We start from the raw sequence: 14,132 nt of genomic DNA on the forward strand, positions 1-14,132 counted from the left end.
AGCGAAAATGTCTGCGCCTCGCCCTGCCTCGCAGACTGCGCCTGGCGGCAACACTGCACTTGCCTTCTGGTTGCGCGAATCCGGCAACAAGCCTGGCCCGGCATGGTTGCAAATTCGGAACACTCGGTGAAGATCGTCCTCATAACGCACCAGGTGTGAGACGGCACCGGTGTGATATTGCGAAGCATCGGGTGCTTCAGACACCACCCAGCAGCGCCAGCAGGGTCTTGCGGTAGAGCATGAATTCCGGTGATGTCTGCGCCACCGAGCGGGTTTCCGGCCGGCGCGACGCCCGCGCCACGCCGCGCCGTCCCGACATCTTGCGCTCGGCCCAATCCTTGATATAGGCCACGTCCTTGCCGGTCAGGAACTTGTTGGCGGAAATCACGCCCGAGCCGAGCAGCGACAGCAGGTCGGTGGCGTCATCATTTGACAGCACGATGCGCGCCCCTTCCGGCCCGAGAAAATGCGCCAGATACAGCCGGCCTGCCGTGATCGAATGGCCACCGGCTTCCAGATAGGCCTTGTTTTCCCTTGCCAGGTTGGCAACCATTTCCCGCGACAGGGTCGGATCGAACCGCAGCGCCAGCTGCTTGTCCCGCGGAAGCGAGCTGGCCAGATCCGGCCGGTAGGTCCGCATCATCCGCAGCCAGGTCGAATCGATGAACTGGCCCAGCCCCGTTGCCGAAGACAGCGGGTTCTTGGCCGTCGCGTTGCCGCCGCTTTCCACCTGCACGATCCTGTCGACCAATTGTCCGACGGCGCCCGGATCCGAAGCGGCACTTGCCGTCTCGGCCTCCAGCGGATTGACGGCCGTGCCGCCCCGGTAGAATTCGAAATGCAGATGCGGGCCGGTCGACCGTCCGGTGGTGCCGACATAGCCGATCGTCGCTCCCGCCTTGACCGCCTGGCCCGCAGCCACCCCCTCTGCGAAGCGGCTGAGATGGGCGTAGCGGGTCTCGGTGCCGCCCGGGTGGGACAGCTTGACCATGTTGCCATAGCCGCCGGCGTCGCCGGCATAGGCCAGAGTGCCGTCATAGGCGGCACGCACCGGCGTGCCACTCGGCGCGGCCCAGTCCACGCCCTTGTGCATCAGCACCTTTTTCAGGATCGGATGCCGGCGCGGTCCGAAACGCGAGGTCATAACCCCGCCAGAAACAGGCGTCACCATGCCATTGCTGACCGAAATCGTGCCGGTTTGGTCATGCTCGTCAAAACAGTTGAAATCATTGGCATCGGCTGGCTTGAAGATGAAGCACCTGATCGGATTCTCGGCCCTGTCCAACGCAACATACAACACCTTGCCGGCGCTTTCTCCGCCCTGGCGCGCCGTATCGGCGAATACAAGTGTCAACATGTCCTCCGGCGAGGCGAAATCGCTCAGGTCGTGCTTGCGCGACAGATACATGATCACTTCGCCGACAATGCTGCTCGGAACCCCGCTTCGCAGTCCGGTTGAAAACACCGCATCCAGCAGCCGGACCCGGACCTGAGCCGTCTGCGGCTCATCCTCGATCCGTTCGAACAGATTTCGCTCGACCCAGGGATCGACCGCCGACTTGAAACTGCCATCGGTGGTGACCGCCAATGCGCCGAGAAACCGCTCCGGCAGATAGACCGCAATCTGCACCAGCTTGCGGTCGTCGGCGCGGCCGCCGCTGCGAAGCTGCCGCATGGCGACAATCGAGCCGGCCTGCAGTTCCTCCATGTCGAGCGCCGTCCTGAAGGCGTCGCTGACCCGGGTCGAATCAAGCAGGTTGATGTTGTTGTCGGTGAGGAAGGCCTTTGGTGTCGAGGGAGCAACCACATGCACGAAAACATCCTCGGTCGGCTCATAGCGATCAGCTTCCCGTATCAGCCTCACGGCGGTGGTGTTGTTCTGGATTTCGGTCTGCTCGAATTCGGCATCGGCGCCGGATATCCCGGCGTCCTGGATGTCGCCCCAGCCTCCCGTTTCATCTCCGGCCACGGCCCCTTCTTCGCCGATCCCTGTTGCATCCGGGGCATTGTCTGCGTCGATCTCGGCGTCGGCAGGCTTCGCGTCCGCCGCGGGCTCCAGCGCGGCCTGGTCGCGTTGCGACTGGAAGAACGCGAAATCCTGCTGGGTCGAGGGCACACTCAGCGTCAGCCGCTTGCCCGACTCCATGATCCGCACCGAAACCAGGTGCAGCGGACCGGACACCCCTTGCGCCGCCAGTGGTGCAGGCACGCGCAGTTCCTTGACCGCGCTGCGGGCATGGGCGCCCAGATCGATGCGGATCGGATCGCCGGGCAGATCGATGATGGTCGGAACATAGACAGGAACAATCGCCTCGGCGACCTCGGTCGCTGTCATCTCCTCGTCGCCGGAGCCACTGTCATCGGGACGGTCAAGCCAGTAGCCGATACCCAGCACCGCAAAGACAAGTATACACAATACAAATCCAGCAAGAACACGCAGCCGTAGCGCCCGCCGGCGCCGCTTGAGCTTGGCGGTCTCCTTGTGCAGCCGGAAACTGGTGTCCAATTCATGCATTGGTCAAGACTTTGGCACACTCCGGTCGGACAGACCAACAACAGCTGCGTCCAGAAACCGGGTTGCCGGCAGCGGCGACAGCGAACCTACCTGAAAGCGCCAATCATGCTGCCGCTCTTGAGTTTCTTCGACTTCGATGCCGGCGCCTTGGCTGCCACGGCCTTCTTGGGCGGGCTCGACCGTTTCGCCACCGGCTTGGAGACTTTGCGAGTCGTTTTCGCCGCCGGCGCAGTGGCCGTGCTCTTTTTGCTGACTGTGGGCTTCGCCTTCACCGTGGTCTTGCACACGACGGTGGTTTCGGCAGACAGCATGCTGATCAGCGCTTCACTGGGGTCGGTCTCATCCGGCGTCAATTTCTGTTCGGCATAATAGCGGAGCAGCGCGCGGGCCGATTTCGGGCCCCAATCGCCATCAATGGCGCTGCGGTAACAGCCCAGCCTTTGAAGCTCGGTCTGGGCCTTCATCGCCAGCGACTTGCGCAACTCCTCGAGATCAACCACCGGCGCCGGTTCAGGCAACGGCGATTCCGGCACCATCTCGAGTGCGCCGGGACCGGAGGTCGCAGGGTCGAGCGCCGCCAGTTCGACCACGGCTTCGGCAGCAGGCGAAGCCGGCGTCGGCGCAGGCGTGGCAGTCGGCGTGAGAACCGGCGCGGCTCCCTCAGGCTGCGCCAATGTGGCCTTTATATCCGGTAGTGGCGCCGCAACCGGCTTGTCCGCTCCGGCCTGGACTTTTCGCTCCGGGACCGGGTCTGGCGCAATGGCTGCGATGACCGGCGCCGCGCTGAGCTGGCTTGGCGGCGTGAACTCCGGCATCAGCGCTGCGACATCCACGGGCGCAAGCTCCGGCGGAACGGTCGAAGGCAAGGGCTCGGGCGCGACGATCATCATTGTCGGTCTCGGCGCGGGTTCGGGGCTGGGCAGCGCACCATCCGCGGCCGCCGGATCTTCGGCTGTTGCCTCTTCGCGTGGCGCACCGGGCTCCGTCACCGGGTCGTCGGAAATCACGTCAGGGGGCGCAAGCTGCAGCCGCCCCGTTGGTCGGGCTTCCGGCACCGGAATTTGCGGCGTCGCCACGGCGGGGGCAGGCACCGCCGGCGGCGCCGTGGAGAGCACGATTTCCGGTGCTGCCAATGCAATCTCGATGTCCGGCTCCGGTGCCGGATCCGGACGCTGCTGCGGCAGCGGAATGGTGAAGTTCAGGCCGTCGCCGGCGGGGTCTGCGACAATCTCGGCATCATCACCGGATACACCCGCCGACGCGGCGGGAACAGGCGCGGGCGCGATTGCATCCCCGGCCGGATCGCTGCCTGCTGCGGGCGGCGCAGGCTGCGGCTGCGCGCCGCCGCCCGAAATCACGAGACCAGGCGTGATCAGGAGGCCCGGCTTGGCGGCCGGCATGTCCAGCAGGGCAATATCCGTCGGACCCTGCGGCGCATTCTCCGCCGGCACATCGGGCATGGCACGAACGGTCGTTTCCGCCTCGAGATCGACAGCCGGCGTCAGCGACAATTCGGCATTGACCATCTCCGGTATCGGCTCGCTCGCAGCCTCGATGCGCAAGGCCGGAACAACGGTGGCGACCATCTCGGACTGGGGTTCGCCATCGTCAGCCTCTTCGAAATTGAGGCCGAACCGCTTCTTGAACTTTTCCAGAAGCTCGGGATCGAGTTGCGCCAGCAGTTCGAGATCCTCGTCCGTCAGGGCGTCGCTGTCTTCCTCCAGCGCATTGAAGTAGAACTGCGACCGCAGCGAGGACTGGTCCCACGGCGTCTGCTTTTGCAGCGTCGTTTCCTCAACCGTGTTGCGCACCCTGATCATCATGTCGGAAATACTGATGCCTTCCGTAGGCATGTGCTCGGCAAGTGCGAGACTGAACGGGCTGTTGGCGCCGGCACCATCATTGGTGATGTTGCCGGGCTGAGTGGCAAAGGCCACGAAGGTGCCGCTGCCGGTCTCTATCTGGGCAAGTCCGTCATTGAAGGCATTGTCCCGCGATGCGCGCGGCAGCGGATTGTTGCGGCAGGCATCAAGCAACAGCAAGGTTTGCCGGTCGCGGCTTTGCAACTGGCCGATCAGGCTGTCGAGCGACAATGTCTCTTCCGAAATCCGTGCCCTGTCCGTCAGCGTCGCGTCCGTTGGCACCAGATAATTCCGTCCGCCGAGCTGAAATCCGTGACCGGCGAAATAAAACAGGACCGCGCTGGTGTCGGGGGCTTTCGCGAGCGCTTCCGACACCGCCGCCTCGAAGCCATCGCGGTCCAGATCGGTTTTCTCGATGACATCGAAGCCCAGATCCCGCAGCGTCGACGAAATCAGCGCAGCATCGCGTTCGGGATTCTTGAGCGTGGGAATGTGCTGGTAGTTGGAATTGCCGATCACCAGCGCCAGACGGCCTGCGCCGACACTTCCCGCCTGCGCCTGCGCCGTCAGCGGCATTTGCGTGAACACCAGCGCAACAGCAAGCAGCGTCCGAAAGACGACAACAAGTCCTGATTTGAACCACGCGCTCATTCGAAACAGTACCTCTGGCTGTCGCAGACCATTACAGTCCCGATCCTGGAGGGTTTCCGGCTCCGGTCGTCCACGATCGCAGACATTGGCCGACATGCAGTCCCGGGCCCATTACGGACAGGCGGAGATGAATACTTTTCCGGCTGCATCCCTGAAGAAACAGTTGCCCGGCTGCGAACTCACCTTGCCAACCAAGTCAGGTTTAGTTGCCTTGGGGACCTCGGGCGCACTTGTCGTGCTACATCCGGCCATTGATACGCAGGCCAACGCGACAAAGACAACAACTCTCATCTACCGGCTCCCTATCATCATCTCTGTTATTAGAGACGACACAGGGAAAGCAATCAAGTCTTATCTAGAGGCCAAGAATGCAGAGACTGTTTTCTTAAGCTTAGCGAAACGAACCGATGACCGGCGGCAGTGCCGACGGGATCCGTCGATCGGCGGCGGCAAGATTGCGCGCATTCTGCCGGCTCGCTGCCACCTGGCTCGGAGTTTTCAGAGTTCTGAGCGATGGAGCGACCACAACCGGCTGCTCTGTCGTTGTCCGCGTGGTAACCTCGGGCTTGGGCGTGGGAACCGGTGCGCGGCCAAAAAGAATGGAAAACATCGGAAATCCGCTTTTGACGGAATCATCAGCCGCTTTTCCGGATATACTGGAAACGACCTCCATCGACACGCCGGGGACAGAATCCGCCGCAGTCGAGTCGGCCAGAACCGGAGAAGTGACAGATGCTGCAAGCACCAGACCGACAGCAAGTGTCTTTGCGCAGGATGTCATCGCAATTTCCTTTTCCTTATTTGTCCAATCATCTCATGACAACTGGTGGTTTTCAATGCAACTCATTTTTGATGAACAACCAATAATATCAGTTGAACACTACAGCATAATTTTCGGACTGGTGTACAGATGGTTAAGTCGGGATGCACAAATCAGATGAATTCGGCATCGGGATTGAGCGACACGAGGGATGCCTTGCAAGGAATGCTGAAACTCTACGCCGCGTTGCTTGTTCTGTTGCTTGCCGCAACCCACCCGTCCCGGGCCGAACTCGTTGTGTGCAATCAATCACTTGACGTTCTCAACGTGTCGCTTGGCTATGAGGAAACCGGTGAATTCCAGACCGAGGGATGGTGGAGCATTGGCGCCAACCGCTGCTCCGAGATCATTCGCCAGCCGCTGCAAAACCGCTATTATTACCTCTATGCAGAAGACGTTTTTGCCCAGCCGGTTCTGGCAGGCGACGTGTCTGCCTGTGTGGATGTGGCCAAGTTTTTCATCCGGGGCACCGAGGAATGCTGGGTCCGCGGTCACCGCAATGCCAATTTTCTGGAAGTCGACACCCAGTCGCAAGAGCGCTGGACTGTCTTCCTGAAGGGCTCAGAATAGGGTTGCGGCCGGCCCGCGAATCAGGACTTTCCCACCAAGGACGGGCCGTCTGGGACAAGTGGCCTTCGCCCTGCCCCTTTATCAAAGTTCCTATGTTCCTCCCAGCAGGAAGAAGGAAAATGCGTATTCGAGCTCGATATCGTCGCTGCGGATGGATTCCAGCAGCTTCGGCATGAAGGTGGCGACCGTTGTCGGTTGGGCCAGCGCCGCGCCGCGGATCGGCTGCTCCGAGGTCAGTGCAATCACCACCTGCGGCAATGGATCCCGGCTCGCCAGCTCCACCAGCTTGATGTTGAAGCTCCCGGCGTCGCCATCCCGCTTGAGGAATTGATCGATCTGGTAGACGAAGCCGTCATTGTCGATCAGGTAGAGCACCGTGTTCGGCTTGGTCAAGCCCGAAAGCTTGCCCTGCAGCGAGTCCCCGCTCTTGAGCTGGTCGCTGTTAAGCTCCATCCGAACCGTCGGCAGGTCATCGACGGCCAGGCCGGCGAGGAACCGGGTGATGCCGCATTGCCGCTCCACGATCGGGCGAACCTCGATGCCCGGCTCAAATCCGAAAGCGCCGGTGAAATCACGCTCCAGAGCGGCAAATTCGGCATTGTTGTTGCCGATGCCCTCGATCCGGATTTCTTCGGCGCCGGCGGCTGTTCCGCGCGCGAAAAAGCAGTCACCACCATCATATTCCCGCACCCAGGCAAGCCGCGCACCAATCTCTCCGAGCTCGCCACGAAGGGTTTCACTGTCGGAGCCCGGTTCCGGTGCCTCCACGTCCGGCGGCGGCGTCAGCTTGCGTGGACGCACCGGGGGCTCCGGCGGGGTCAGCAGCGCAACATCGTCATCGCCAGCAGAACCACCCTCACTCGCGTCGTCCCTTTCCACCGTCGGCGTCAGGCCCGAGGACCTCCCTGTATCGGCATCCGGCCCGCCATTCTGGTTCACATACCAGTAGCCTCCACCAAGGCCTCCGGCCAACACCAACAACGCTGCAATCAGCATCCCGGCCTTGCCGGATCGCCTGGCCGGAGGCGGATGCCGGGTTGCGGGCGGCACCGTATCGCCGCGCGCCTTGCTCCGAGCCGCAATTGCAGGCGGCGTCAGCGGCAATGGGTCGTGATCGGCCGCAGCAGGCTCCATCGGCAACGGCTCGGCCTCAATCTTTGCCGCCCCACCCTCCGGGGCCATCAATGGTTTGAGAAGTTCATCAAGGTCGTCCGGGCCCGGACTGTCCGGGATGTTCGCGACGTCGCCATCAGGCCCCGGCGCAGCTTCACTGCCGGCCGGAGCGGCTCCGATCGCAGCCTCCGCTCCCGTGTCAGGAGTGCCGGGCGCAAGTTCGTGATCAGTAAGCCCGGCCTTACCTTGTGGCCCCGACTCCGCGGCCAGGTCCTCCGGTCCGGGCATGCCGGTTTCCGGCAAGTCATCACCGGGCGTCGGCAAGGGGTCGGTCACCAGGCCGTGCTCCTCGATCGGCGCGGCATTGGGAGCTGGCGCCGCGGCTCCGGGCTGTTCACTCACCCGCACAGCCGGCTGATCCGGGACATCCGCCACGCCATCGGGGGTGTTGCAGTGTCGAGATCCTGCTCCAGGAAGGGACTTGCAGCAGTGACCGGCATTGCCGCGGGCTTGTCCATCCCGGCGTCCTTGCGATATGGCTTGGGCGGTGCGGTCGGAATCGGCCGGGGTGGCGACGAGCGCTCCCGCCGCTGGATGAACCAGTCGGCAATATCGGCCATGGTCACGGTCCGGTCGGCCGGATTGGGCTGCAGCATCAGCTCGATGATGGGCCGCATCGTCGCGTCGATATCGGAAATGTCGGGAACGCTGCGGCGTTTTTCGATGATTTCGACCTGGGTTCCGTTCATGTCGATCGGCGTGCCGCGCAGCGCATTGACCATCAGCAGGCCGAAACTGTAGATGTCAGTGGCTTCCGAGATGTTGCTGTTGAACAGCCCCAGTTGCTCCGGCGACACGAAATTGTACTTGCCTGCAAATTTGCCGTCGAGCAGCGTCGCGCTCTTGCTGGTTCGCGCAATGCCGAAATCGATGATCTTGGCATTGGCGACTGCACCGCCGGCAAGGATGACATTGTCGGATGAAATGTCGCGGTGAATGACGCCAAGTTCGTGCGCGGCATCAAGCCCGGATGCCAGCCGTCCGAACAGGTTCTTGGCTTCCTCGAGCGCCAGCGGACCTTCTTCCAGCCGTTCGGCCAGCGAGGGCCCGTTGATGAATTCCATCACCAGATAGGGCCTTCCGATCGCCGGATCGGTGCCGAACGCCATGTAGCGGACGATCGCCGGATGATTGAAATCGCGCAGGATCCGGGCTTCCTTGTTGAACAACCCGACAATCGTTTCGTCCTTGGCCAGTTCCGACAGCACGATCTTGATGGCGATGGGATGGCCGCTCATGATCTCGTGACCGCGAAACACCTCCCCCATTCCGCCGGACGCGATCTTTTCATCGATCTCGAACAACCCGTTCAACTGGGTGCCCGGCCCGAGACCGACGATCGACTTGATAAGGGTTTTTTCCTGGTCACTCATAGACCCAAATTCTCCTTTCAGGCCTGTTCCAGGAAGTTGACAGGTATCGTCGCCTTGGAGGCATGAAACTGGACAGCATTGACGGTGACATTATCGGTGCCGCCCCTGTCGAGCGCAAGCTCAATCAGGCATTCGCACATTTCGCGCACCCGCCGCCCGGCCATGATTTCTCCGATCTCGGGGTTGGAAACATGCGTGGTCAGCCCGTCACTGCACAATAGGAAAGTATCTCCGGTCTGAACCCGGCCGTCGGCCACATCGAAATGCGGATTTTCACTCACCCCGACGGCACTGGTGATGACATTCTTGCGCGGATAGTTCGCTGCTTCTTCGGACGTCAGCATGCCTCGATCGAAAAGGTCCTGAACCTCGGTGTGGTCGCGCGACAATTGCGTCAGCGTGTCTCCACGCAAAAGATAGGCCCGGCTGTCTCCCGACCAGATGCAGCGATAGGCGTCGCCAAAGCACAAGAGCCCGACGACCGTGCTGCCGATGACCACATTGCCCCGGTCAATGGAAAGCTGCCGGATCTGGGCATTGGCGCGCAGGATGCGCTCGCGAAACTGCTCGTCGAGGGAAACGGCCGAGGTCGCATCCTTGAGATCGCGCAGCCCCTGGACAATCGCCTCGCTGGCCAGATCCCCGGCATCGTGGCCGCCCATGCCGTCGGCGACGACCCAGATGCCTGTCTTGGGGTCAGCGTAATACCTGTCTTCGTTGAGCCGGCGCACACAGCCGACATGGGACAATGAATAACTGTTGATCTGAAACGGGCGGCTGTTCATTCACTCGTCCTTTGTCTTTTCAGTTCAGTCATCAACACTGCGGCGCTCTCCTCAGGTCTTGTCCGGCCAGCCGGCCTGGGCTTCCGCAGAACTGCCGGACATCATGTCCGCCATGAACCAGACATCCGGCATCCCGGTGAAGACGGCCACCTGGGCGGGAACAGTCTCACTGCCCGATGTCCACCACACCGACGTCATCCTGTCGGTCTGCCTGGATCCGATCTCGCTAATGTGTCCAAATGCTGCCTTGAGCTCACCCTCCGCAAACAGCGTCCTTTGCCCGTTGGCAATCGTCGACACACCGGCGGACTGGTCCGCTGCCAGGCATCCCGGCTCGGCCACGCCATCAAGAAGCTCGCGCGGCTCGCCCGGAGCTTCTTCATCAAGCGCATGCAGCAATCTGTCATGAACATCGGGGAACCAGTGGTCGGGGTCGAGCACGCCAATCGACGGATAGCCGCCCGATTCCTCGGGCGCGTGCGCCAGGATCACCAGCGGAAAGGTCCGCCCGACGCCGTCGACCGATGGCGCCATCGCCCCCAGGCAATCGACGCCCGTGATGGAAGCCCCCAGCCGAAAGCTCCAGATCGGCTGGATCATGTAATGATCCCCCCAGGCACGGCCGAGTTTCTCCTTGCTCGCGGCAAGCCCGGACTGGATCCATTTCTCCAGCGGCTGGAGCACCGGGCGCGGCATGTTCAAGGCAATGAAATCGCGCTTTTCCGGATACTTGCCGTACAATCCCACCGGCATCTCAAAAGCCCGCCGGACATTTGAAATCATTCAGCGCAGGCAGGGTCAGCGGGTTCCTGAGCGAATTGACCTCGATCTTGTAGGACACCTCGCGCCCGCCGATCACGAATCTCACGGCAATGCCGTCGCCGCTGCGGCTGGCCCCGCCCTTTTCGATCAACCGCATGAAAGCCCACTGTCCGGATTCCGTGATGGTGGATTTCCGGCCCGGCAGCTCCGGAAAGATCGTGATGCTGGCCGAACCGGCGCCGGTGCCCGGCCAGGTCATGCTGACGGGCGCATTGCCGACCTGCTGCGACTGAATCACCGTTCCATTGACCTCCATCAACGCCAATTCGGCATTGCCGGAGATCGTGTTGGGCCGGACCACCATGCTCAGCCCGATCTGCGGCGAGCCGGATGGGAAGAAGGCATCGCGGATTTCCGACGCGCGCTGGAACTCGCGCAAGGTTGCCTTCGACATTTCCTGGGCGATCACCGAATCCACTTTCCAGTCCCACTGCTCGCCAGACATGTCGACATAGGTGGCCAGACGGTTGGCAAAGAACTTGTCGATGGCGCCATTGGGCGCAAACACGCGGGCAAATTCGGACATCTGGACATCGCGCCCGCTGCCGCGCGCAAAAGGATAGCGGTTGGCCGTCACATCCTGGCACACCCGGGTGACCTCGCTGTTTAACGCCTGATTGAGCTGCGATATCGTGGAGCCGGCCGCATCCCCCTCGAAATCGGACACCGCGACCTCCATCATCCGCTGCAGCGGCGTCGGCAGGCGTGACGCATTGGCGCGGAGATTGACGATCTGCACCTGGAGATTGGCCGTCGCCCGTTCCGTTTGCGACGGGTTCGTGGCCGCCAGGATCAGGCTCTGGTAGATTTCGTAAAGCGTCGTGATCAGCGTGTCGATCGGCCGCCGTCCCACTTCGCCGTCCACAAGCTGGTGATAGGGGCGGAAATAGCCTTCGATGTTTTCGCCCGGCACGGTCGGCCGTTGCGCGGCCCCGCCTGCGCCGAGGCGGCTTTGGGATTTCTTCAGCGCCAGGTTGATCCCGATTCTGGACCATCCGGTGGCCCGGTCGCGGGCGCGCTGTACAGCGATCCGCGCCAGTTCCGTGCCAAGGCCGGGATCGGTGGCGCCATCGACCAGATCCGCAACGCCTGCGCCAGCAGCGCCATCGGGTTCCTTGGTCAGGCTGGTCTCTCTTGCAACAGACAGGAACAGGTTGCGGATCGGCGAATTGGCTGACGAGGCGAAGGCGATTGTGGTGTATTCCGGCTTGTCTGCCGACATCCGCTTCAGCCGCACTTTGCCGAACAATCCTTCCCAGGCAGCAACGAAATCCTGGCGGTATTTTTCGAGCAGCATGTTGCCGAGCGACTGGAACTGCGATTCAACCTTGGCCTTGGCGCCTTCCTCGCCGAGCACCCAGCTTTCGGCAGACAGCTTGGTGGCGACCGCACCGAGCTGGTCGAGAAAATAGTCGTGGAACCCGCCATAGGTGAACAGGCCGGGAATGCGCAGATCCTCGACCGGCGAGCCGTCTACCGTTTCGAACACCAGCGCGGTGTCGCCGCCGCCGGCATCGACCAGCGACCAGTCGGGAATATTGGCACCACTGGCCTCCCCCTTGATCAGCGAATAGGCGCGATCGACCAGCGACAACCGCACCAACGCCTTCTGTGCCGATGCAACAAGGGCGCCGTTGAGCTCGATCTGGGGCTCTTCCGCGTCATCCAGTTCCAGCATGGCCCGCAGATGCGCTTCGAGCTCCTCGCGTCCGCGCTTGTTGCCCGCCCCCTGGTAGAGATTGTCCTCCCAGTCCCTCACCATCCATGAAATGATGAATTCATTGTCTGTCTTCGGCGCCTTGCCGCCCAGCATCAGATAGACCTTGAGCGCCTCATAGATCACCGCCGGATCATTGATGCTGGCTTCGATCTGCCGTTCGAGGCGGTAGACGAGGCGGGAGCGGAAAGTGCGTTCGAGCGCGGCGCGATAGGCTTCGTTTCCGGCCGCAGTCAATCTTGCCCGCTGGCTCAGCCCGAAGGTCTCGAGATAGCCCGGTTCCTTGTCCTGATTGGCATAGCCGGTTTCGAGATTGCGCAATTTGTGCAGAAGGTCGAGCACCGTGTGCAAATCATTGTCGCTGACCACGTCATCATTGAGCGCCGCACCGGCAATGCCGCGATATTCGGCAATCGAGGCGTTGGCTGCCGCCACCAGGTTCCGGTTCTGGTAATAGCTCCACAGCCAGGCCGAGGTCAGTCCGATGGCCCCCAGCGCCATCACCGCGATGGCGCCATAGCGGACAATCTGCGAGCGCCGCACGGCCTTCATGTCCTGCGACACCCAGCCCGACTCCTGAAACACAACCTTGGTCAGCAGGTCATGCAGGAAGTAGCTCCTGCCCCGGCCCGACATGTGGGCAACCGGTTGGGCGGAAAAGTCCTTCCCCATCGCGCCGAGCACCTGGTCGAACGGCGTGCCTTCCTGCGTGCCGGACGAAAAATAGAAGCCGCGGAGATGGGCATTGGCGTGATAGCGGGTCGGCTCGAAAATCGATTGCAGGAATTTCGACACCGGATCACGCAGGCTGGCCATCTGCGCCGGAAATCCGAAAATCGCAATCCGCGCCATCGGATCGGGCTCGGCCTGCAACCGGTCGGCGGTTTCCTCGGTCAGGCGCATGACCAGATCGTCGAATTCACTGGACACCATGCCGACGCAATTCTTCTTGCGATCATCGGTCTGGAAGGTCGCACCCCAGACCTGGCGTCGCCGCTCATCCGGAAATGACGAGAAGAATTCGTTGAATCCGGCGATCAGGTCGGACTTGGTAAACAGCGCATAGACCGGAAAATCGATCTTGAGCTCCTGGTAGAGTTCAAGCAGCCGCTTGCGGATCGCGGTCGCATGCGCATCGATCTCCTCCTGCGGAAGACGCATCAGGTCTTCCAGGCTTGTGGCCAGGATCACGCCGTTGATCGGTTGTTTCGGCCGGTTGTTCTTCAGCAGAGACAGGAAAGACAGCCAGCTCTTGGTATCGGATTCCGCGTCGGTGTCCTGCGTCGTGTAGCGCCCTGCGGTGTCGATCAGCACCGCATCCTCGGCAAACCACCAGTCGCAATAGCGCGTGCCGCCGACGCCGGCCACGGAGGCGTTCTCGCCATCGGCCGCCAGCGGGAATTTCAGCCCGCAATTGACCAGCGCCGTGGTCTTGCCAACGCCGGGAGGACCGATGATCACATACCAGGGCAGATCATAGAGAAAGTTCCGGCCGTCCGAAGCCTTGCGCAAGGTCTCCACCGCATCCGACATGCGTTGCGACAGTTCCTCGTCATCTCCGGCCTCCGGCTCGGCGACAATGGCCTGTTCCAGCGCCTTTTCGGCCTTGCGGCGCTTATAATATTTCCAGGCTGTCAGTCCCAGATAGACCGTCCAGATCAGCAGGATGATCAGCAACCGGGTCCAGAAACCGGCCAGCGGCGGATAGTCGGCAATCTCGATCAGCGGTCCGGCGAACCAGATTGCCAGCGAAAAGATGACAAGCGCCAGCGGCACAAAAGCCCAGCGAATGAACTTTTTCAGTTTCGTCCGCATCACGTGGCTGCCCTCATCATCGCGTCTTC

9 protein-coding genes are annotated in these 14,132 nt (G+C 61.9%); 2 read left to right on the forward strand and 7 right to left on the reverse strand.

What is annotated here, in order from left to right; translation table 11 throughout:
- Positions 1–196 precede the first annotated feature (196 nt).
- Entirely contained in the window at positions 197–2,416 is a 2,220-nt protein-coding gene (locus OEG82_RS14220; protein WP_267613065.1) for a M23 family metallopeptidase, read from the reverse strand.
- A gap of 185 nt (positions 2,417–2,601) precedes the next feature.
- Positions 2,602–5,028, reverse strand: a complete 2,427-nt coding sequence (locus tag OEG82_RS14225; RefSeq protein ID WP_267613066.1) for a caspase family protein — start codon at positions 5,026–5,028, stop codon at positions 2,602–2,604.
- Positions 5,029–5,435: 407 nt separating this feature from the next.
- Between OEG82_RS14225 and OEG82_RS14230 the strand changes: the two genes are divergently transcribed.
- Positions 5,436–5,969: a hypothetical protein gene (locus OEG82_RS14230; protein WP_267613067.1), complete on the forward strand. Its 534-nt coding sequence runs from the start codon at positions 5,436–5,438 to the stop codon at positions 5,967–5,969.
- A 44-nt stretch (positions 5,970–6,013) separates the two neighbouring features.
- Positions 6,014–6,418: a DUF1036 domain-containing protein gene (locus tag OEG82_RS14235; RefSeq protein WP_267613068.1), complete on the forward strand. Its 405-nt coding sequence runs from the start codon at positions 6,014–6,016 to the stop codon at positions 6,416–6,418.
- Positions 6,419–6,508: 90 nt separating this feature from the next.
- On the opposite strand, the gene OEG82_RS14240 is transcribed toward OEG82_RS14235, so the two are convergent.
- The 5 genes from OEG82_RS14240 to tssM are packed head-to-tail and all read right to left on the reverse strand — an operon-like array spanning position 6,509 to position 14,103.
- Positions 6,509–7,933, reverse strand: a complete 1,425-nt coding sequence (locus tag OEG82_RS14240; protein WP_267613069.1) for a hypothetical protein — start codon at positions 7,931–7,933, stop codon at positions 6,509–6,511.
- Positions 7,930–8,964: a serine/threonine-protein kinase gene (locus tag OEG82_RS14245; RefSeq protein WP_267613070.1), complete on the reverse strand. Its 1,035-nt coding sequence runs from the start codon at positions 8,962–8,964 to the stop codon at positions 7,930–7,932. Before OEG82_RS14245 ends, OEG82_RS14240 begins: the two co-directional genes overlap by 4 nt.
- 17 nt (positions 8,965–8,981) lie before the next feature.
- A complete protein-coding gene (locus tag OEG82_RS14250; RefSeq protein WP_267613071.1) occupies positions 8,982–9,749 on the reverse strand; it encodes a PP2C family protein-serine/threonine phosphatase in 768 nt (255 codons plus the stop codon).
- 51 nt (positions 9,750–9,800) lie between these two features.
- A complete protein-coding gene (gene tagF / locus OEG82_RS14255) occupies positions 9,801–10,502 on the reverse strand; it encodes a type VI secretion system-associated protein TagF (RefSeq protein ID WP_267613072.1) in 702 nt (233 codons plus the stop codon).
- A gap of 1 nt (position 10,503) precedes the next feature.
- On the reverse strand, positions 10,504–14,103 hold the full coding sequence (tssM, locus tag OEG82_RS14260) for a type VI secretion system membrane subunit TssM (protein WP_267614960.1): 3,600 nt from the start codon (positions 14,101–14,103) through the stop codon (positions 10,504–10,506).
- Positions 14,104–14,132 lie beyond the last annotated feature (29 nt).

The organism is Hoeflea ulvae (genome assembly GCF_026619435.1).
Classification (GTDB): domain Bacteria; phylum Pseudomonadota; class Alphaproteobacteria; order Rhizobiales; family Rhizobiaceae; genus Hoeflea; species Hoeflea ulvae.